The organism is Pseudomonas lundensis (assembly GCF_002269125.1).
GTDB lineage: Bacteria > Pseudomonadota > Gammaproteobacteria > Pseudomonadales > Pseudomonadaceae > Aquipseudomonas > Aquipseudomonas lundensis_A.
This window is the reverse complement of the sequence record NZ_NQKI01000025.1, coordinates 1-18,459: the sequence shown is the minus strand read 5'-3', so window position 1 is coordinate 18,459 and position 18,459 is coordinate 1. Positions and strand designations below refer to the sequence as shown.

General features: G+C 57.2%; 16 protein-coding genes. 7 read left to right on the top strand and 9 right to left on the bottom strand.

All coding sequences use genetic code 11. The features are described 5' to 3' along the window. Positions 1-40 precede the first annotated feature (40 nt). From gcvH to CJF39_RS15520, 6 genes are all read left to right on the top strand, one after another. On the top strand, positions 41-424 hold the full coding sequence (gene gcvH, locus CJF39_RS15545) for a glycine cleavage system protein GcvH (protein ID WP_094994213.1): 384 nt from the start codon (positions 41-43) through the stop codon (positions 422-424). Positions 425-434: 10 nt separating this feature from the next. Further along, positions 435-3,293: an aminomethyl-transferring glycine dehydrogenase gene (gene gcvP, locus CJF39_RS15540; protein WP_094994264.1), complete on the top strand. Its 2,859-nt coding sequence runs from the start codon at positions 435-437 to the stop codon at positions 3,291-3,293. Positions 3,294-3,383: 90 nt separating this feature from the next. Continuing rightward, positions 3,384-4,760, top strand: coding sequence for an L-serine ammonia-lyase (locus tag CJF39_RS15535; protein WP_094994212.1), 1,377 nt, complete (start codon positions 3,384-3,386; stop codon positions 4,758-4,760). Positions 4,761-4,777: 17 nt separating this feature from the next. Next, on the top strand, positions 4,778-5,902 hold the full coding sequence (gene gcvT / locus CJF39_RS15530; RefSeq protein WP_094994211.1) for a glycine cleavage system aminomethyltransferase GcvT: 1,125 nt from the start codon (positions 4,778-4,780) through the stop codon (positions 5,900-5,902). A gap of 387 nt (positions 5,903-6,289) precedes the next feature. After that, complete coding sequence (locus CJF39_RS15525; RefSeq protein WP_007977299.1) at positions 6,290-6,502, top strand: cold-shock protein; 213 nt, start codon at positions 6,290-6,292, stop codon at positions 6,500-6,502. Positions 6,503-6,596: 94 nt separating this feature from the next. Continuing rightward, complete coding sequence (locus tag CJF39_RS15520) at positions 6,597-7,088, top strand: RDD family protein (protein ID WP_094994210.1); 492 nt, start codon at positions 6,597-6,599, stop codon at positions 7,086-7,088. A gap of 98 nt (positions 7,089-7,186) precedes the next feature. Here the strand turns inward: CJF39_RS15520 and CJF39_RS15515 are convergent, their stop codons facing one another. The 4 genes from CJF39_RS15515 to rpoE form a co-directional block, all read right to left on the bottom strand. Next, on the bottom strand, positions 7,187-8,617 hold the full coding sequence (locus tag CJF39_RS15515; protein WP_432760247.1) for a DegQ family serine endoprotease: 1,431 nt from the start codon (positions 8,615-8,617) through the stop codon (positions 7,187-7,189). A 187-nt stretch (positions 8,618-8,804) separates the two neighbouring features. Further along, positions 8,805-9,767 carry a MucB/RseB C-terminal domain-containing protein gene (locus tag CJF39_RS15510; RefSeq protein ID WP_094994208.1) on the bottom strand — a complete coding sequence of 321 codons (963 nt, stop codon included), beginning with the start codon at positions 9,765-9,767 and terminating at the stop codon, positions 8,805-8,807. A gap of 5 nt (positions 9,768-9,772) precedes the next feature. Next, complete coding sequence (locus tag CJF39_RS15505) at positions 9,773-10,363, bottom strand: sigma-E factor negative regulatory protein (protein WP_094994207.1); 591 nt, start codon at positions 10,361-10,363, stop codon at positions 9,773-9,775. A gap of 31 nt (positions 10,364-10,394) precedes the next feature. After that, positions 10,395-10,976 carry an RNA polymerase sigma factor RpoE gene (rpoE, locus tag CJF39_RS15500; RefSeq protein ID WP_047277106.1) on the bottom strand — a complete coding sequence of 194 codons (582 nt, stop codon included), beginning with the start codon at positions 10,974-10,976 and terminating at the stop codon, positions 10,395-10,397. Between the two features lie 514 nt (positions 10,977-11,490). Here rpoE and nadB point away from each other — a divergent pair. Next, positions 11,491-13,095 (top strand): L-aspartate oxidase, encoded by a 1,605-nt coding sequence (nadB, locus tag CJF39_RS15495; protein ID WP_094994206.1) that lies wholly within the window; start codon positions 11,491-11,493, stop codon positions 13,093-13,095. Between the two features lie 1,071 nt (positions 13,096-14,166). Here the strand turns inward: nadB and CJF39_RS15490 are convergent. From CJF39_RS15490 to CJF39_RS15470, 5 genes are all read right to left on the bottom strand, one after another. Continuing rightward, complete coding sequence (locus CJF39_RS15490) at positions 14,167-14,625, bottom strand: hypothetical protein (RefSeq protein WP_094994205.1); 459 nt, start codon at positions 14,623-14,625, stop codon at positions 14,167-14,169. 224 nt (positions 14,626-14,849) lie between these two features. After that, complete coding sequence (locus CJF39_RS15485; protein WP_249275373.1) at positions 14,850-15,929, bottom strand: hypothetical protein; 1,080 nt, start codon at positions 15,927-15,929, stop codon at positions 14,850-14,852. A gap of 145 nt (positions 15,930-16,074) precedes the next feature. Beyond that, a complete protein-coding gene (locus CJF39_RS15480; RefSeq protein WP_034118612.1) occupies positions 16,075-16,515 on the bottom strand; it encodes a hypothetical protein in 441 nt (146 codons plus the stop codon). 203 nt (positions 16,516-16,718) lie between these two features. After that, entirely contained in the window at positions 16,719-17,054 is a 336-nt protein-coding gene (locus CJF39_RS15475; protein WP_094994204.1) for a hypothetical protein, read from the bottom strand. 90 nt (positions 17,055-17,144) lie between these two features. Then, on the bottom strand, positions 17,145-18,152 hold the full coding sequence (locus CJF39_RS15470; RefSeq protein WP_094994203.1) for a hypothetical protein: 1,008 nt from the start codon (positions 18,150-18,152) through the stop codon (positions 17,145-17,147). Positions 18,153-18,459: the final 307 nt, after the last annotated feature.

Genomic DNA, 18,459 nt, shown 5'->3' with positions numbered 1-18,459 from the left:
ACCTGCGACCACCAGACGAGTCTGGCCTTGAGGAGTTTCCATGAGCGAATTGCGTTTTACTGAAGACCACGAATGGCTACGCGCCGAAGCCGATGGCAGCGTGACCGTGGGCATTACCGCGTTTGCGCAAAACGCTCTGGGCGATGTGGTGTTTGTGCAATTGCCCGAGTTGCAGGTTTACGAAAAAGGCGCAGAAGCCGCCACCGTTGAGTCGGTCAAGGCCGCCAGCGGCGTGTATATGCCCCTGGACGGCGAGGTGGTGGAGGTTAATCCGGTACTGGAAAGCAGCCCCGAACAGGTCAACGAAGATCCACTGGGCGCAGGCTGGTTCTTCCGCTTCATCCCTGCAGACGCCAGCGCTGTCGGCCAGTTGCTGGATCAGGACGCCTATGACCGCCTGATCAAAGCCAATGCCCAAGCCTGAGGACAGCGCCATGACCGTTAATCTGAGTACCGCCAACGAATTCATCGCGCGCCACATCGGCCCTGATCACGCCGATGAACAGGCCATGCTCGCCACGCTGGGCTTTGACTCGCTGGAGGCCCTGAGCGCCAGTGTGATCCCTGAGAGCATCAAGGGCACCAGCGTGCTCAACCTGCCCGCTGGGCAAAGCGAAGCCGATGCATTGGCATCGATCAAAGCCATCGCCGGTAAAAACCAGCTCTGTAAAACCTACATCGGCCAGGGCTATTACAATTGCCACACGCCCGCGCCGATCTTGCGCAATCTGTTGGAAAACCCGGCGTGGTACACCGCGTATACGCCATACCAGCCGGAAATTTCCCAAGGGCGTCTGGAAGCGCTGCTCAATTTCCAGACCCTCATCAGCGACCTCAGCGGCCTGCCGATTGCCAACGCTTCGTTGCTCGACGAAGCCACCGCTGCGGCTGAAGCCATGACCTTCTGCAAACGCCTGAGCAAAAACAAATCCGGCCGTGCATTCTTTGCATCGCGCCATTGCCACCCGCAAACCCTCGACGTGTTACGCACCCGTGCAGAACCGCTGGGCATCGAGGTGGTCGTAGGCGACGAACGCAGTCTGAGCGACCTGTCCCCGTTCTTCGGCGCACTGCTGCAATACCCGGCGAGCAACGGCGATGTGTTCGACTACCGCGAGCTGGTCGAGCGCTTTCACGCCGCCCACGCCCTGGTGGCCGTGGCTGCAGACTTGCTGGCCCTGACCCTGCTGACGCCTCCGGGCGAATTCGGGGCCGACGTGGCCATCGGCAGCGCACAGCGTTTTGGCGTGCCACTGGGTTTCGGCGGCCCGCATGCAGCGTATTTCGCTACCCGTGACGCGTTCAAACGCGACATGCCGGGGCGTCTGGTGGGTGTGTCGGTGGATCGTCACGGCAAACCTGCGCTGCGTCTGGCCATGCAAACCCGCGAGCAGCACATCCGCCGCGAGAAGGCCACGAGCAATATCTGCACCGCGCAAGTGTTGCTGGCCAACATCGCCAGCATGTACGCCGTCTACCACGGCCCTCAGGGCCTGGCTCAAATTGCCCGGCGCGTCCATCAGCTTACGGCCATTCTGGCCAAGGGCCTGACTGCACTGGGGCTGAGCGTGGAGCAGATCGAGTTTTTCGACACCCTGACCCTGCACACAGGCGCCCACACAGCGGCCCTGCATGCCAACGCGCATGCCAAACGCATCAACCTGCGCGTGGTGGATGACGAGCGTCTGGGCGTGTCGCTGGATGAAACCTGCGGCCCGTCCGATGTCACTGCGCTGTGGGCCCTGCTCGCTGCAGAAGGGCAAGCACTGCCGGACTTCGACACCCTGGCCGCCCACGTGAACGGCACCCTGCCCGCCGCCCTGCTGCGCCAATCGCCGATCCTCAGCCACCCGGTGTTCAACCGTTATCACTCTGAAACCGAACTGATGCGCTACCTGCGTCGTTTGGCAGACAAGGACCTGGCACTGGATCGCACCATGATTCCGCTGGGCTCTTGCACCATGAAACTCAACGCGGCCAGCGAGATGATCCCGGTGACCTGGGCCGAGTTTGGCAACCTGCACCCGTTCGCTCCGGCCGAGCAAAGTCAGGGTTACCAGCAGCTCACGGCTGAACTGGAAGCGATGCTGTGCGCCGCCACCGGTTATGACGCCATTTCCCTGCAACCCAACGCAGGCTCACAGGGCGAATACGCCGGGCTGCTGGCCATTCGTGCCTATCACCAGAGCCGTGGCGACGAGCGCCGCGACATCTGCCTGATCCCGTCCTCCGCCCACGGCACCAACCCGGCGACCGCCAACATGGCGGGCATGCGCGTGGTGGTCACGGCCTGCGACGCGCGCGGCAACGTTGACATTGAAGACCTGCGTGCCAAGGCCATCGAACACCGTGAACATCTGGCAGCACTGATGATTACCTACCCGTCGACCCACGGCGTGTTCGAAGAGGGTATCCGTGAAATCTGCGGCATCATTCACGACAACGGCGGTCAGGTGTACATCGACGGCGCCAACATGAATGCGATGGTGGGCTTGTGCGCACCGGGTAAGTTCGGTGGCGACGTGTCTCACCTCAACCTGCATAAAACCTTTTGTATCCCCCACGGCGGCGGCGGCCCGGGCGTCGGCCCGATTGGCGTCAAGTCGCACTTGACCCCCTTCTTGCCAGGCCATGCCAGTTTGCCTCGCAAACAGGGTGCGGTGTGCGCCGCACCGTTTGGCAGCGCGAGCATTCTGCCCATCACCTGGATGTACATCCGCATGATGGGCGGCGAAGGCCTCAAGCGCGCTTCGCAAATGGCCATTCTCAATGCCAATTACATCGCCCGCCGCCTCGAAGAGCACTACCCCGTGCTGTATTCGGGCAGCAACGGGCTGGTGGCGCACGAATGCATCCTCGACCTGCGCCCGCTCAAGGACAGCAGCGGGATCAGCGTAGATGACGTGGCCAAGCGCCTGATCGACTTCGGCTTCCATGCGCCCACTATGTCGTTCCCGGTGGCCGGCACGCTGATGATCGAACCTACCGAGAGTGAGTCCAAACACGAGCTGGATCGCTTCTGCGACGCCATGATCCGCATTCGCGAAGAAATCCGCGCGGTTGAAAACGGTACGCTGGACAAAGAAGACAACCCGTTGAAAAACGCCCCGCACACGGCGGCGGAAATGGTCGGCGAATGGACCCACCCGTACAGCCGCGAACAGGCGGTGTACCCGGTCGAGTCATTGATCGATGGCAAATACTGGCCGCCGGTTGGTCGTGTCGATAACGTGTTTGGCGATCGCAATCTGGTCTGCGCGTGCCCATCCATCGAGAGCTATCAGGAGGCCTGACATCACCCATCCCCCGCCGGAGCGGGTTAAACCGATCCGGCGGGCTTATCGACTTTATGCCAATACCTTTATAAGAAACCGGAGAACCCCATGGCGTTAAGCGTGTTCGACCTGTTCAAAATTGGCATCGGCCCTTCCAGCTCACACACTGTCGGCCCCATGCGGGCTGCAGCACGGTTTGTTGAAGGGTTGCAGCGTGATGAACTCTTGCAGCAAACAGCCTGCGTCAAAGTGGAATTGTATGGCTCGCTCGGAGCCACAGGTAAAGGTCACGGCAGCGACAAGGCCGTACTTCTGGGGCTCGAAGGCGAACACCCGGATACCGTCAATACGGACACCGTGGACGAACGTCTGGCCACAATTCGCCACAGCGGACACTTGAACCTGCTGGGCTGCCACAGCATCGAATTCAACGAAAAATTGCACTTGGCGATGATTCGCAAACCCCTTCCCTACCACCCGAACGGCATGATTTTTCGCGCCCTTGACGCGGCGGGTATTCAGGTCCGCAGCCGCGAGTATTACTCGGTGGGGGGAGGCTTCGTGGTGGACGAAGGGGCGGCGGGAGCTGACCGGATCGTCGAGGACAGTACCGAACTCACCTACCCGTTTAAGACAGCCAAAGACCTGTTGCGCCACTGCGTCACCCACAACCTGTCGATCAGCCAGGTCATGCTGGCCAATGAACGTGCGTGGCGGCCTGAAGCCGAGACCCGAAGCGGTTTGCTGAAGATCTGGCAAGTGATGCAGGACTGTGTCAGCGCGGGCTGTCGTCATGAAGGCATCCTGCCAGGCGGGTTGAAGGTCAAACGCCGGGCTGCAGCCTTGCATCACCAGTTATGCACCAACCCTGAAGCCTCATTGCGCGACGCGCTGTCAGTACTCGACTGGGTGAACCTGTACGCGCTGGCCGTTAACGAAGAAAACGCCAACGGTGGCCGGGTGGTCACAGCCCCTACCAACGGCGCGGCCGGCATTATTCCGGCGGTACTGCATTACTACATGCGCTTTATCGGGGGCGCCAATGAAGAGGGCGTCGTGCGCTTTTTGCTGACGGCGGCGGCCATTGGCATGTTGTACAAAGAAAACGCATCGATCTCAGGGGCCGAAGTTGGCTGTCAGGGCGAAGTCGGGGTGGCCTGCTCGATGGCCGCAGGAGCCCTGTGCGAAGTACTCGGCGGTACTGTGCAGCAAGTCGAAAACGCCGCTGAAATCGGTATGGAGCACAACTTGGGGCTGACCTGTGACCCCATTGGCGGGCTGGTGCAAGTGCCTTGCATCGAGCGCAACGCCATGGGTTCAGTGAAAGCCATCAACGCCGTGCGCATGGCCCTGCGCGGCGACGGTCAGCATTTTGTTTCGCTGGACAAGGTGATCCGCACCATGCGCCAGACCGGCGCCGACATGAAAAGCAAATACAAAGAAACGGCTCGCGGTGGCCTGGCCGTCAACATTATTGAGTGCTGATTTTCAAGGAGTCATGAATGTCTACCGAACAACTGCTTAAAACCCCGCTGCACGCCCTGCATCTTGAGCTCGGCGCGCGCATGGTGCCGTTTGCCGGCTATGACATGCCGGTGCAGTACCCGCTGGGCGTGATGAAGGAGCACCAACACACCCGCGAACACGCCGGATTGTTTGATGTGTCGCACATGGGCCAGATCCGCCTGCGCGGCGCCCAGGCGGCAAAAGGCCTTGAGACGCTGGTCCCGGTGGATATCCTCGACCTGCCGGTGGGCATGCAACGATATGCCATGTTTACCAACCCACAAGGCGGCATTCTGGATGACCTGATGGTGGCCAACCTGGGCAATGATGAGCTGTTTCTGGTGGTCAACGCAGCCTGCAAGGCGCAGGACCTCGCGCATCTGCGTCAGCACTTGGGTGATCGCTGCAAGATTGAGCCGCCGTTTGAGTCACGCGCCCTGCTCGCCTTGCAAGGCCCCGAAGCCGTCACGGTGCTGGCGCGTCTGGCCCCGGAAGTGGCGAAGATGACGTTCATGCAATTCGCCCCGGTCAACCTGATGGACGCGGACTGCTACGTCAGTCGTTCCGGCTATACCGGTGAAGACGGTTTTGAGATTTCAGTACCCCGCGAACAGGCTGAAACACTGGCGCGTCATCTGCTCGACCAACCCGAAGTAAAGACCATTGGCCTTGGCGCACGTGACTCGCTGCGACTGGAAGCAGGGCTGTGTCTGTACGGTCATGACATGAATGCGCACACCACTCCGATTGAAGCAAGTCTGCTATGGGCCATCTCAAAGGCCCGCCGCGCAGACGGACCCCGTGCAGGAGGGTTCCCGGGGGCCGAAACGATCTTCGCCCAACAACAGAACGGCGTTGCACGCAAACGGGTCGGCCTGCTGCCCCAAGAACGAACACCCGTGCGCGAAGGGGCCGAGATTGTAGATGCGCAGGGCAATGTGATTGGCAATGTGTGCAGCGGAGGGTTTGGTCCTACGCTGGGCGCACCGCTGGCCATGGGTTATCTGGACTTCGCCTATACGCCCGTGGACACCGATGTATGGGCAATCGTGCGCGGTAAGCGAGTCGCGATGAAAGTGTCGAAAATGCCGTTTGTGCCACAGCGTTATTACAGAGGTTAAACGCTTCACTGAAAGTTACACAGTTGCATGTTCAGCCCACCGGCGCGTCATGCAACTGCCACATAAGTGTGCACACTTTCGATAGTGAAACCCCGCGTTTAATTATGAAAACAATTGAACCGTTCTATACCGCAAGCGCTTTTAAAAAAAAGTCATAGCCTTTGAAAAGCAGGGATGGACGGTTTATTTTCGGGGCTTGTTTTTATCATCTAAGTTGTCGTAGAGTTTGCCCACTGTGTTTGCATGGGTCGCTGGAATCGTGACCTGGGCAGTAGCTCTAAGTTTGCTACAACCCGTTCGACGTCTCTTACTTTCCTGCAACCCAGCACCAGTACTCTTTCCTGTGAAAGAGACTGTCATTAATTGTTAGCGTCAAGGAATTAAGAAATGTCCCAACGTCAGAGCGGTACCGTTAAGTGGTTTAACGATGAGAAAGGTTTTGGTTTTATTACGCCGGAAAGCGGTCCGGATCTGTTCGTGCACTTCCGTGCCATTCAGGGCAACGGTTTCAAAAGCCTGAAAGAAGGCCAGAAAGTGACCTTCATCGCTGTGCAGGGCCAAAAAGGCATGCAGGCTGACGAAGTTCAAGCCGAAGCTTAACGTTCTCGTACAGAAAAGCCTCTGATGGTGACATCAGAGGCTTTTTTATGGGCGTAATTCCGTAAGATGGCTTTTTTCCTTCAGAGACCCTGCCATGTCGAAACAACCTTTAAGCCCTCAAGGCGCGTTTCCCGCCGCTGGACTGGGGCGCCGCCTGGCAGCCATGTTCTACGATTTTTTGCTGTGCACGGCGCTGATGATCGTTACCACGTTCATTTACAAACTGATCATGATGGCGTTTATCGGCGAGGCCAAAATGCGTGCCTTGTCCGAAACCGGCGCACTGGACGGCGATCCCTTGTTATCAACTATTCTGTTTTTTGTATTGTTCGGGTTCTTTGCCAAGTTCTGGACGCACTCCGGGCAAACCCTTGGCATGCAGGTGTGGGGCGTTCGTGTCCAGAATGCAGACGGAACGGCTATCAGCCTGTGGCAGGCGCTGCTGCGGTTTATTGTGTCGATCGGTTCGTGGCTATGTTTCGGGCTCGGCTTCGTCTGGTCACTCTTCGATAAACAAAAACGCACCTGGCATGACATGTACTCCGGCACGAAATTAGTCAGAATTCCCAAGCAAAAAAAGAAATAAGCCATCACAAAAAAACCCGTATCTCTCGATACGGGTTTTTTCATTACAGCGGTTGCGTCAGGTTTCGATCATCGTCGCCACCGATACAATCTGACGGCTTACTCTGCCAGCTTGAAGGTGATGAAGCTCGCACGACCTTGACGCAGTACGCGCATCGACACCGAACGGTTCTTAGGCAATGCCTTGGCAATTTCAGTGAACTGCTTGGCATCGCTGATCGCCTGGTTGTTAAGGTGCGTGATGACATCGCCAGGACGCAGACCAATCAGGGCAGCCGGGCCATCCTGAACATCCTTGATGATCACGCCACCTTTGATGTCATTGGCTTTCTTCTGCTCTTCACTCAAGTCCGCCACAGATACACCCAAACGGTTGCTGCTGCGTTCTGCGCCACTTGGGGAATCCATTTCCTTGCCTTCGTCAGGAATCGCACCCACGGTCAGGTCGAGGGTTTTACGCTTGCCGTCGCGAACGACTTCAAGGCTCGCCTTGCTCCCGGCTTTGAGTGCGCCTACCAAATGCGGCAAATCAGCTGACATGACGATCGGTTGACCGTTCATGCTCAAGATCACATCCCCCACTTGCAGCCCGCCTTTGGCAGCCGGTCCGTCTTCCAATACCTGAGCCACCAGCGCGCCAGCGGGTTTTTCCAGACCGAAGGATTCAGCCAGGTCTTTGTTGACCTCTTGAATCACTACGCCCAGCCAGCCACGGCTAACCTTGCCACCGCTTTTAAGCTGGTTGGACACGTCCATCGCGACATCGATAGGGATAGCGAACGAAACACCCATAAAGCCGCCTGAGCGGGTGTAGATCTGGGAGTTGATCCCGACCACTTCACCGGCCAGGTTAAACAACGGACCACCAGAGTTACCCGGGTTGATTGGCACGTCGGTCTGGATAAACGGTACGTAGCTTTCGTTCGGCAGGCTGCGCCCGATGGCGCTGATGATGCCTTGGGTCACGGTGTGGTCGAAGCCAAACGGCGAACCGATTGCAACCACCCACTGGCCAGCCTTCAAGTCCTGCGACTTGCCGAGTTTGAGCACAGGCAGGTTTTTGCCATCGATTTTCAGCAGCGCCACGTCAGAACGCGGGTCAGTGCCGATCAATTTGGCTTTCATTTCGCTGCGGTCTGACAAACGAACGATGATTTCATCCGCATCCGCCACTACGTGATTGTTGGTCAGGATGTAGCCATCGGGAGAAATGATGAATCCCGAACCCAAGGACTGGGCTTCACGTTGACGCCCGCCGCCGCTGCGCGGTGCCTGCGGGATGCTGCGTTCGAAGAAGTCACGCAGGCCTGGCGGCAAGCCTTCCAGGTCAGGCATTTGCCCCATGTTGGAGACCCGACGCTCGGGAAGTTTTTGCGTGGTGCTGATGTTCACGACTGCCGGGGAGGCTTGTTCCACCAATTGCGTAAAGTCCGGCAGCTGCACCAAGGGCGCATCTGCCAAGGCCGGAACTGCCTGCCCTAACATCATCACGGCCGCAAAAATGGGTAAATAATTTTTCAATCGAGGCATCGACATACAGCTCCCGTTAATAGCAAGCAGAGTTAAGCGGCTGGTATCCAAAGATCCAGGTCAAAGCATAGACCCAATTTTTGGATACCCGAAAACAAACAAGGCCAGAGCCTTTAGGGCTCTGACCTATAGAAAAAGATGAAAGGTTTGGCAAATGAAATTCATCACCAGACATTTCTGCGCACCACTATGGCTTAGCCTGTGCGGGTGCCTGACCGGCACGCATGTTCAGGGCAATGCGTTCAGCAGTTCCGATCGGGATCTCCCCGACCACAGTGGCCAGAATATCGCCATCGCTGGTCGTAAGATGCCGTGAAACCGCCGCAGTAGGGCCTAGCTGAACCCGTGTGTCGGGGGCTGAAGCGCCATTCAGAGGCTCCAGAAAGACAGAGAATCGAGTCAGGCCATCGTCATACAGGAGACTGGTGACTTCGGATTTGCTCTTCGGATCTCGGTGTGCAGTACTGTTGACCAACTCAAAACCGGGCGGAAGCCATTCCGAATGCCAACTGTGAGTCGCTTTGACGCCTTGGTCTTTGGACTCAGCAAGGTTGATCGGACGACATTGAACAGTCGGCTTGAGCAACTCGGCATCGGGCGTCCGTGGATCAAGGTCCGTGAACTGAAAACGTTCCAACAACTGCCCTTTGTCATTGAGCAGCAATGACTTCAGCGGCAAGCCTGTCTGGCGATCCAGATACAGTTCAATGCCATACCGGTGCTGATCGCGCGGGGTCAGTGAAATAACAGCAACCGGCCGTCCCGCCACACGTGAATCACCCGCTTTGGCAACGCTATACCAATTGCTGACTTTATCGGCATCCAGTATGCGTGCCGAGGCAGCCGACACACCTGCAAGACCCGACACTAACTTGCCGGTAACACACTCGGTGCGGCCATCCGTGCGCACCACTTCTTGAGCAGCACCGTCAAGTTGCAACAAACGCTCACGAACCTTCCCATCCTGCACCAAGTGCCAAATGCTGTGGGTAGAAAAACTACCGTTACGTTCGTAAACGAAAGTGCCTTGATAGCTCTGCTGTTGCTCGGCCTGCCCAAGACGTTTGAGCCAGTCCTGAGCTTCATCGGCATGGGCTGGTACTGTAAACCAGCCACTGAGCAACAGCGGTAACAGAGGGAGGACGCGCATGGGGCTTAACGGTTTTCCAGACTGGCTGCACGTGCGTACGGCAGTACGCCTTCAGTGCCTTTCATCGCAGCTTGCTGGGCATGCTGACGCAAGTAGCCAGGCAAACGTTGATCCTGCCAGCCCGACTGACCTTGCAATACACCGTTAGCCATCGGGCCTGTGGCCTGATCAGCACTTTCGCTGTAGTTAGCCAGCACTGCCGGACCTTTGACCATCGGTGCGCTCATGCTTGGCTGAGTGCCTTGCTGGGCCAGTTCAGCACCCACGATGTCATCCTGGTTGTAAAGCCTTACGCCCGCCAGAACTGCCACGGTCACTGAAGCCGCGACAGCCAGACGGCCAATGCTCTTCCAGGGACCACGGGCCACTTTGACCGGGGTTTGTTCTTCGGCCAAGGCGGCCGATACGGCAGATGCGATGTCCAGCTTGGGAATCATCAAATCCTTGTGCATCGCCGCACGGGCTACCTGGTAACGGGACCAGGTATCACGTGTATGCGCATCGTCAAAGGCGTTCAACACCCGACGTAATTCCAGTTCGTCCGCTTCGTTATCCATCACCGCGGACAGCGATTCCTGCAGGGCTTCACGACTCATGGCGGTTCCTCTCTTGGCTGTCGCCGCTGTCTCAGGTTTCCTGCAACAAAGGTTGCAGGGCTTTATCGATGGCTTCCCGAGCGCGGAAAATCCGGGAGCGCACGGTACCCACCGGACATTGCATGACGCTCGCAATGTCCTCGTAACTCAGACCGTCGAATTCGCGTAAAGTTAACGCCGTTCGTAGATCTTCTGGTAATAGCTGAATCGTGCGATGAACGGTTCCTTCAATCTCGTCACGGAGCAATGCGCGCTCCGGTGATTCAAGATCTTTCAGGCCATGGTCACCATCGTAAAACTCAGCGTCCTCAGAACTCACATCACTGTCAGGCGGACGTCGACCGCGTGAAACCAGGTAATTCTTCGCCGTGTTAATGGCGATTCGGTACAGCCATGTATAAAAGGCGCTGTCACCGCGAAAATTACCAAGTGCCCGGTAAGCCTTGATAAAGGCTTCTTGTGCAACGTCCTGGGCTTCATGGGTGTCGTGCACAAAACGCACGATCAACCCGAGAATTTTGTGCTGGTATTTCAGCACTAGCAGATCAAATGCACGCTTGTCGCCACGCTGTACGCGCTCGACCAGCTGCTGATCCTCTTCCTGGGTTAGCATGAATACTCCTCATAAGACCGAGAGGGTGATTGCTTTGCTAATTGATCAGGCTTGCAAACATAGACTCGGGCTTTACGCAAAAGTTCTCTCCCCCCTGGCAAGTTTCCTGCGCACTCGGATTTGGCACGCACGAAAACGCAGCACGGGCCTGGCCGGCTGCGTCGATAATCTTGTCGTTGAATTTACCGGCTGAAGCCGTACCGCAAGCTCCGCTTCAAAGCCAACGCTGCTCCCCTTCATGATGGGCAACCCTCTATGGAACATTGGCCTATAGAAAAAGTTCAATAATCCGACAGAGGTGCCGCGCATTGTTTGACTGCATCGAAATGGAGCCCTACAAGCGTTCAGCCCGGCCGATGCTGGCAGATTTATTCTGCAAATCGGCATACAGATGCCTCACGAGTGAGGCACACTTCGTGCCCGCTGTAGTTTCACAATGCCATAAAGGCCCGGCTATTGTGCCGATCCCCCCCTCTATATACTAGTGGGCGCTTTTTTTGCGGACGTCAGAAGAATGAGCCAACATTTTCAACACGATGTGCTGGTGATTGGCAGCGGCGCTGCCGGTTTGAGCCTCGCGCTTACCTTGCCCAGCCACTTGCGCATTGCAGTCCTCAGCAAGGGCGATCTGGCCAATGGCTCGACGTTCTGGGCACAAGGTGGCGTGGCCGCCGTGCTGGATGACACCGACACCGTTCAATCCCATGTCGAAGACACCCTTAACGCCGGTGGCGGCCTGTGCCATGAAGACGCCGTGCGCTTCACCGTCGAACACAGTCGCGAAGCCATTCAGTGGCTGATCGATCAAGGCGTGCCCTTTACCCGCGATGAACCTGCCGACCCGCTACATGCCGGGTTTGAGTTCCACCTGACCCGCGAAGGCGGTCACAGCCATCGGCGCATCATCCACGCAGCCGATGCCACCGGCGCCGCCATTTTCAAAACCTTGCTCGAACAGGCACAGCAGCGGCCCAACATTGAGCTGCTCGAGCAACGGGTCGCTGTGGATCTGATTACCGAACGCAGGCTGGGGCTGGAAGGCGATCGCTGCCTGGGCGCCTATGTTCTCAATCGCAGTACCGGTGAAGTTGACACGTTCGGGGCGCGCTTCACTATTCTGGCGACCGGCGGAGCTGCCAAAGTCTACCTTTATACCAGCAACCCCGATGGCGCCTGTGGCGATGGCATTGCCATGGCATGGCGCTCCGGTTGCCGGGTGGCGAACCTGGAGTTCAATCAGTTTCACCCCACCTGCCTGTACCACCCGCAAGCCAAAAGCTTTTTGATCACCGAAGCCCTGCGGGGCGAAGGCGCTCATTTGAAACTGCCGAATGGCGAGCGATTCATGCACCGCTTCGACCCTCGAGGTGAATTGGCGCCTCGCGATATCGTCGCCCGTGCCATTGACCACGAGATGAAGCGCCTGGGCATTGATTGCGTTTATCTGGACATCAGCCATCAGTCCGAAACATTCATCAAAACCCACTTCCCGACTGTTTATGAACGCTGCCTCGGCTTTTCCATCGACATCACCCGCCAGGCTATCCCGGTAGTACCGGCTGCGCATTACACCTGTGGCGGGGTGATGGTGGACGCCCATGGCCGAACCGACGTCCCGGGCCTGTATGCCATTGGCGAAACCAGCTTCACCGGCCTGCATGGCGCCAACCGCATGGCCAGCAACTCGCTGCTGGAATGCTTTGTGTATGGCCGTGCAGCCGCTGACGACATCCTCTCGCAGTTGCAACAAGTGGCCATTCCAGTGGCCTTGCCAAGTTGGGACGCCAGCCAGGTTACCGACTCGGATGAAGACGTGATCATCGCCCACAACTGGGATGAGTTGCGGCGCTTCATGTGGGACTACGTGGGCATCGTGCGCACCAACAAGCGCCTGCAACGCGCCCAGCATCGCGTGCGTTTGTTGCTGGATGAAATCGACGAGTTTTACAGCAACTACCGAGTAAGCAGAGACCTGATTGAACTGAGGAACCTTGCCCAAGTAGCGGAACTGATGATCAGGTCTGCCATGGAACGTAAGGAATCTCGGGGTCTGCACTACACGCTGGACTATCCAGGGATGCTGCCAGAGGCGAAGGATACGATCCTTACACCGACCTGATGAGGCACGTTAGGAGCCCATAGCGTAGCACCATAGGACCCCGATTTGTAACAGCTTTGGCTCACATTTATCCCAACGCTGGGGTCCTTATCGCCTGCCCGCAAGGGTCCTTATCGTGCGCCTGGGCGAGCATGCGAGGGCCTACGGGGGTAAGCGCGCAGGTTAGTAATTACAGGTGGTCACTCAGATTTTTGTGTCATTTTCTCATCACCCTTGGGGCGTCTTTGAGTCAACGTTGAGTAGCCAGCAAGTCATGCCCTGGGGCTCTAAAGAGAGATAGTGAGCTGTCTTATAAGACTCACTGGCCTTGACCTCTATAACATCCATACGCCTCCTGGGAGACAGGCCACCATAACCCGTAGACCGTAGGGTCTCAGGATGCGAATAGGGATAAAGGACAAGCCAGTGAGGCCTCAACGATACAGTTAAGGGAGGTGATGCTTATCAGCAATAATCACCAATCACTGAGGAACCCGATGAGGTGCCATTAAGGCTCTCGAAGTATCCTGGCTGAAGTTCCACGGGATTGGCGTTAACTATCGACGGTCAGTGTCGGATTGCGAACCTAAGGGACCTTTAAGGTAACGCTCATAGAGAGGTCATTAAGGGACTATCAGGGAGGTCTCTCCTCTCTCCTCTCTCCTCTCTCCTCTCTCCTTAGTGAGGGGATCCGGGATTGAGATTTTGACGCTATCAAACTGACACAGTGACAACCAACTGACATACCCAAAGGTGGCTATAGGGCCACAGCTCAGGGTCTGTCAGGTCATCACACAGCGGCCACAAGAGTGACCCACGGGGCAGTCAGTACAGCAGCGGCTATGCCTGTGCCCAGGTCAGACAGCACCTCCCGGACAACCTCAGAGATCAGCTCAAGCATCCACTCCGGGACGTTAAGCCAATCAGCAAGGCCACAGTACCGACCAGACGCCAGAAGGCCTTAGTCTTGAGGGTCGCCATAAGGACGGCCTTTAGGGTTTCTTTCTTCATGGTAGGCGTTCCTCCTTGAAAAGTAAGGGAGACCCCAGGGCCGTCACCTTGCCAATTCACACAGGAGCGCCTAAGGGGCCATCATTGCGCAGCCGTTGAGAGCCACATAGGTACACGCACTGGGCCGTCATACTCGACAGCATCAGCAAGGGCACCTTTAACGGTATCCCAGTTGTCACGAGCAGCCCCCCGGACCAGCTCAAGGACCACACGGCGGTTCTCCTCGGATTGGGTCGAGTAGGCATGCGGTGTATCAGGGAATGAGTCAGCCGGGATCTTGCCCAGTTGTCTCAGGCGAGTAGCCAGGATGGCCCAGGCAGTGGAACCACTCAGGGCCCCGCTACGCCAATAGGCATCATTGGTGGAGACAGGCGGCCCAATATCGGCCCGGTAGTTGCTCAGGGTGTAGGTTGCCCCAGGGGTCGCCCCGACGATCTCCGCAAGGGAGTACATAGGGTTCAGGCCCCAAGGTGTGTGTATTGCCAGGATGGTCACACCGACAAGAGTCAGCGGCATGGCGTGGAGTTTGACCTTTGCCATAGACAGGCCTCCTTAGGTTGGACGTTCGGGCCCCTCATAGGGTCGGGAGATGGTGAAGCGTCAAGACTTCGATAAGATCCCTCACAGTCACCCGGCGTATAAATCCAGTGGATTAGTGTTTTGGTGAAACCTTATTCCTCAAGGACCTCATATCAGAGGACCGAAAGGGATCTTATCGAAGCCCACAAGGAACCCTTGCGGGAGCCCTGTAGGTGCATCGGGTGTCACTTGGTTTCCAGTTCGATCAAGGTAACCACTGGATACTTGACGGTCTCGGTTTGCAGCTTCTCTTTAGGGTCGGCTGGGTTGGCGATCTTGAGGCGGACCATAGCGTTAGCCACTACGTCAGCCACACCGCTAATCTCGATGTCGAAACCTTGGATGGCTGGGTTACGGGTAACATGGGTCGACCAGATGTCGCCGTCACGTTGCTCACGGAAAGACAGCATGGCGAAGGCGTTAGGGACCATAAAGATCAGACCTTTAGGGCCGCTGTGGTACTGGATACCCGCGCCGATCAACTCGGACACGTCCTCTACGCCAGCACGCTGTGCGGCACGATCAAGGGTCGGCCCCATGCTGATTGGGAGCATGTAGGTGAAGTCATCCAGACCTGAACCAAAGGCGGTGTCTACGTTGACGGCCAGGATGTCGATAAGGTCCTCAGCGACTTCACGCGGTGCGCCTTTAGGCATGGTTGCCTTGACCTTACGCAGGTTGGCGGTCTTAGCCAGGATCTTAGCCACGGTGGTGTTGCACTGGATTTGGAAGTCAGTCAGCAGCTTGACGATGGTTTGTTCTGCGCCGTTGGCGGTGAAGCCTGCGATGACGTTTTCATCCAGCACAGTCAGGCGGGTCGAGAACAGGGCGGCAGTGCTGCAAGGCTCAGAGAACAGGAAGTCACCGGCGATGGCCTTACCCTTGGTGACCACTTGCGAACGGTCATACAGGGAGGTGCGTGGGTCGAACTCGATGTCTCGGCTTTCCAGTAGGGCCACTTGTTGCACGGTCGGCTCAGTACCTGTAGGACGGAACTCACAGGAGATTGCCTCCTCAGCAGCCTCACGCCAGTCCTCGGAGTTGAGGTAAGTGTTGATACCGTTCTGCATGAAGGCCACGTAGTCCAGTTCGTTAGGTGCAGCGCCTTGACGTAAACGGGAGTCACTGAAACGGGCCACAGTGGAACCCTCAACGACCGACTCAACGTGCATACGGTCAGGCATGGCGAAACGGTCACGGGCGTCACGGTGGTCAGTGTTGCGGTTAATGGTGCCGGTTGCTTGGTTCAGTTTTACTTTAGACATGTGGGAATCTCCTTTAGGGAATCAATAGGGTCTCGCTCAGCGCCTGAATGGGCTAAGTCGACAAGGTGTCTTGCAGGTGTTCTTGATGAGGCGTGAAGGTCCACAGAGGGGCCCTCAGCGGGTGGCTCTAAGGGTGACCCTGGGATTAGATCCAGGTGTCGTTTTCATCCCACGCCATGATTGAACGGCCACCATTACGGGCCGCACGGATGTTCTGACCATGGGCACGAATCTTGGCCTCTTTGGCCTCACGCTCAGCCTTCTTACGGGCGATTGCCAGCGGGTCATGTGCCTCAGCCATTTGACGGTTGCGCTCAGCAAAGAACGCAGCGTCCTTACGGCGCTTTTCTTCCTCACGGCTAACCTCAGCGCGTTGAATAGAGACCTTGCGGAACTCGTCAGGGAAGCCACGCGGCGACAGGCCGACAGCTTCATACTGGTCACAGATTTCAGTCATGCGGTCTACGTTGCGACCACAGGCAGCGAACAGACCGGCCAGCATTGCACCCTCGGCAAATTCCTTGGTGACCTCTTGGCCTTGGACTTCATACTTGGTTTCAGACAAACGGGAAATATTGAGTTTCATGGTGGTAGCTCTCCTTTGTGTGTTGGTGGTGTGGGCCGAAGGTGTCCCGCGCTGCTGACTCATACTTGGTCAGACTCACGCTGCGCTGTGCCGTATCGGACAGACTTAGTTAACGGGACGCTCTACTCTCTCCTTAGTGAGGTGAAACGGGATTGAGATACGGGCTTAGGGTTGAGGACCCATTGAGGGCTCTTGAAGCTCGGTCACGTCGCTGTCAGTGCGACGACCTTTGCCATGTGCCCAGGCTTGCGGACCACAGCGGCCAGCATTAAGCCAATCGCCGGGGAGACCAAAAGGGTTTCATAGCGAGCCTGTGAGGCGTTCAGGTAGAAACCATGCTCGGCCACAACGTCACCGGGAAAGGACGGGTGAGGACTGGTCAAGGCCCAACGAAAACCGCCAAGGTGTGGCGCTTTGGTCACTGCGCCGGATTCTTCAAGGTTGTTCAGAATGATCTCAGCGCGGTCCTTAACGGTTCGGTGTTCACCGCCCAGGGTGATAGCGATAGCGTGGGTTGCGGTCATCTGTGTGGTTGTCATAAGGGTTCTCCTTTTAGAGGTCGATAGGGTGCCGCCCAGGCTCTCAGTGAGCCCAGGAAGGTGGAGGTGTGTGGTTGCTTTAGGATGACCTTAGATACGACCCTGCGCGGTGTTGTCCGGGTCTTGGAACATCAGGGAGCCTTTAATCAGAGGGATGCGTAGGTGGGCGCAAAGGATGCCCGCAAGGTCAATGCCCTGCTCTACCAGTCGCTCAAAGCGCTCAACGGTACGAACACCCACATAGCTACGCATGTCAGCCAGGACAGCCGGTGCATCGAAGGTGACACGCTTGGCCTCATGGTCCCAGGTACGGAACTCACAACGGCGGTTGTTATAGCGTAGGCGCATGTCGATGAATGCAAGGCGGGCAGCCGCTGGGAATTCTTCATTGATGGCCTGTAGTTCGGCCTCGGTGATAGTGGTCACAGACTCACGGTCCTCCTTTAGTTGTTCGATACGTGCCAGCTCGGCACGCTCAAAGGTTGTCAGCTCGTTCCCGTCAAGGTCTTCCTCAAGGGCAAATACGATGTCTTCAGGGTCAAAGCTGAATTTCTCGCCAGTGGCAGGCCGGTACACAATGACCGACCCTTTAGCACGGGGCTCACCTTTGAGGGCCTTCCGGGTGCGGACAGAACGCAAGCCTGTAGGGCTCTCAGGGTCCAATGCCCACAGGGTACGGCAGACCTCGATAGGGGGCAGTCCCAGGGGCAACGAGCGGGCGGCCCATCGGCGCTGTTCAAGGATGATCTTGACGCGGCTCAGTCCGTGACCTTGCAGGGCCTCAGGGCGGCCCTCATAAAAGTCAGCCCACATATTCATAAGTCGGCTAACGTCCACGCTCGCCCCAAGGGCCCCCACGATGGTTGCTGCGCTCAGATGCTGCGCTGTAGGGAAAACTTTGTAGCGCTCTGCCAGCTCACTCAGCGGCTCCTCAGTGGTGGTCATCCATTCGACCCAGGCAGGCAAGTCGTTAGGGTCCACCTCAGGCGGGCAAGGGCGGGACGGAATGACGGCAAGGTCAGCGCGGATAGAAACCTGCAAGGCAGCAAAGGCCTCAGCGGTCAGGATGGTCGGTGCAGTGGTGGTCTCCGTGGTCATCGTGGTGGTCTCCTTAATTTCAATCGTAAATGTGTGTCAGCTCATGCGGCTCTCACAATGTTGGTGGTGGAAAGTAAAGGGGTGGTGTTCTGTAACCTCAGTGAGGGTTTCTGTTCCCAGTAGCCTCACGGGCCTTAGCTTCGCGTACCTTCTTGGCCTCACGGCGGCGGGCCTGGGTGACCTCAAAGTACTCACGGATCTCCTCAAGGGTGTGGCCTTGTAGGTCCAGCTGTAGTGGTCTAATGAAACCGGACACTCATTTAGGCGAGAATGCTCGCCATATCGAGGTGTCAGATGACCAAGCAAC

Bases quoted from the DNA above. Each gene is read 5' to 3' on its own strand.
- CJF39_RS15470 (WP_094994203.1), bottom strand. From the start codon at position 18,152: ATGACCACGGAGACCACCACTGCACCGACCATCCTGACCGCTGAGGCC.
- CJF39_RS15515 (WP_432760247.1), bottom strand. From the start codon at position 8,617: ATGCCTCGATTGAAAAATTATTTACCCATTTTTGCGGCCGTGATGATG.
- CJF39_RS15505 (WP_094994207.1), bottom strand. From the start codon at position 10,363: ATGAGTCGTGAAGCCCTGCAGGAATCGCTGTCCGCGGTGATGGATAAC.
- CJF39_RS15520 (WP_094994210.1), top strand. From the start codon at position 6,597: ATGTCGAAACAACCTTTAAGCCCTCAAGGCGCGTTTCCCGCCGCTGGA.
- nadB (WP_094994206.1), top strand. From the start codon at position 11,491: ATGAGCCAACATTTTCAACACGATGTGCTGGTGATTGGCAGCGGCGCT.
- CJF39_RS15490 (WP_094994205.1), bottom strand. From the start codon at position 14,625: ATGGCAAAGGTCAAACTCCACGCCATGCCGCTGACTCTTGTCGGTGTG.
- gcvH (WP_094994213.1), top strand. From the start codon at position 41: ATGAGCGAATTGCGTTTTACTGAAGACCACGAATGGCTACGCGCCGAA.
- gcvT (WP_094994211.1), top strand. From the start codon at position 4,778: ATGTCTACCGAACAACTGCTTAAAACCCCGCTGCACGCCCTGCATCTT.
- CJF39_RS15485 (WP_249275373.1), bottom strand. From the start codon at position 15,929: ATGTCTAAAGTAAAACTGAACCAAGCAACCGGCACCATTAACCGCAAC.
- CJF39_RS15475 (WP_094994204.1), bottom strand. From the start codon at position 17,054: ATGACAACCACACAGATGACCGCAACCCACGCTATCGCTATCACCCTG.
- CJF39_RS15535 (WP_094994212.1), top strand. From the start codon at position 3,384: ATGGCGTTAAGCGTGTTCGACCTGTTCAAAATTGGCATCGGCCCTTCC.
- gcvP (WP_094994264.1), top strand. From the start codon at position 435: ATGACCGTTAATCTGAGTACCGCCAACGAATTCATCGCGCGCCACATC.
- CJF39_RS15480 (WP_034118612.1), bottom strand. From the start codon at position 16,515: ATGAAACTCAATATTTCCCGTTTGTCTGAAACCAAGTATGAAGTCCAA.
- CJF39_RS15525 (WP_007977299.1), top strand. From the start codon at position 6,290: ATGTCCCAACGTCAGAGCGGTACCGTTAAGTGGTTTAACGATGAGAAA.
- rpoE (WP_047277106.1), bottom strand. From the start codon at position 10,976: ATGCTAACCCAGGAAGAGGATCAGCAGCTGGTCGAGCGCGTACAGCGT.
- CJF39_RS15510 (WP_094994208.1), bottom strand. From the start codon at position 9,767: ATGCGCGTCCTCCCTCTGTTACCGCTGTTGCTCAGTGGCTGGTTTACA.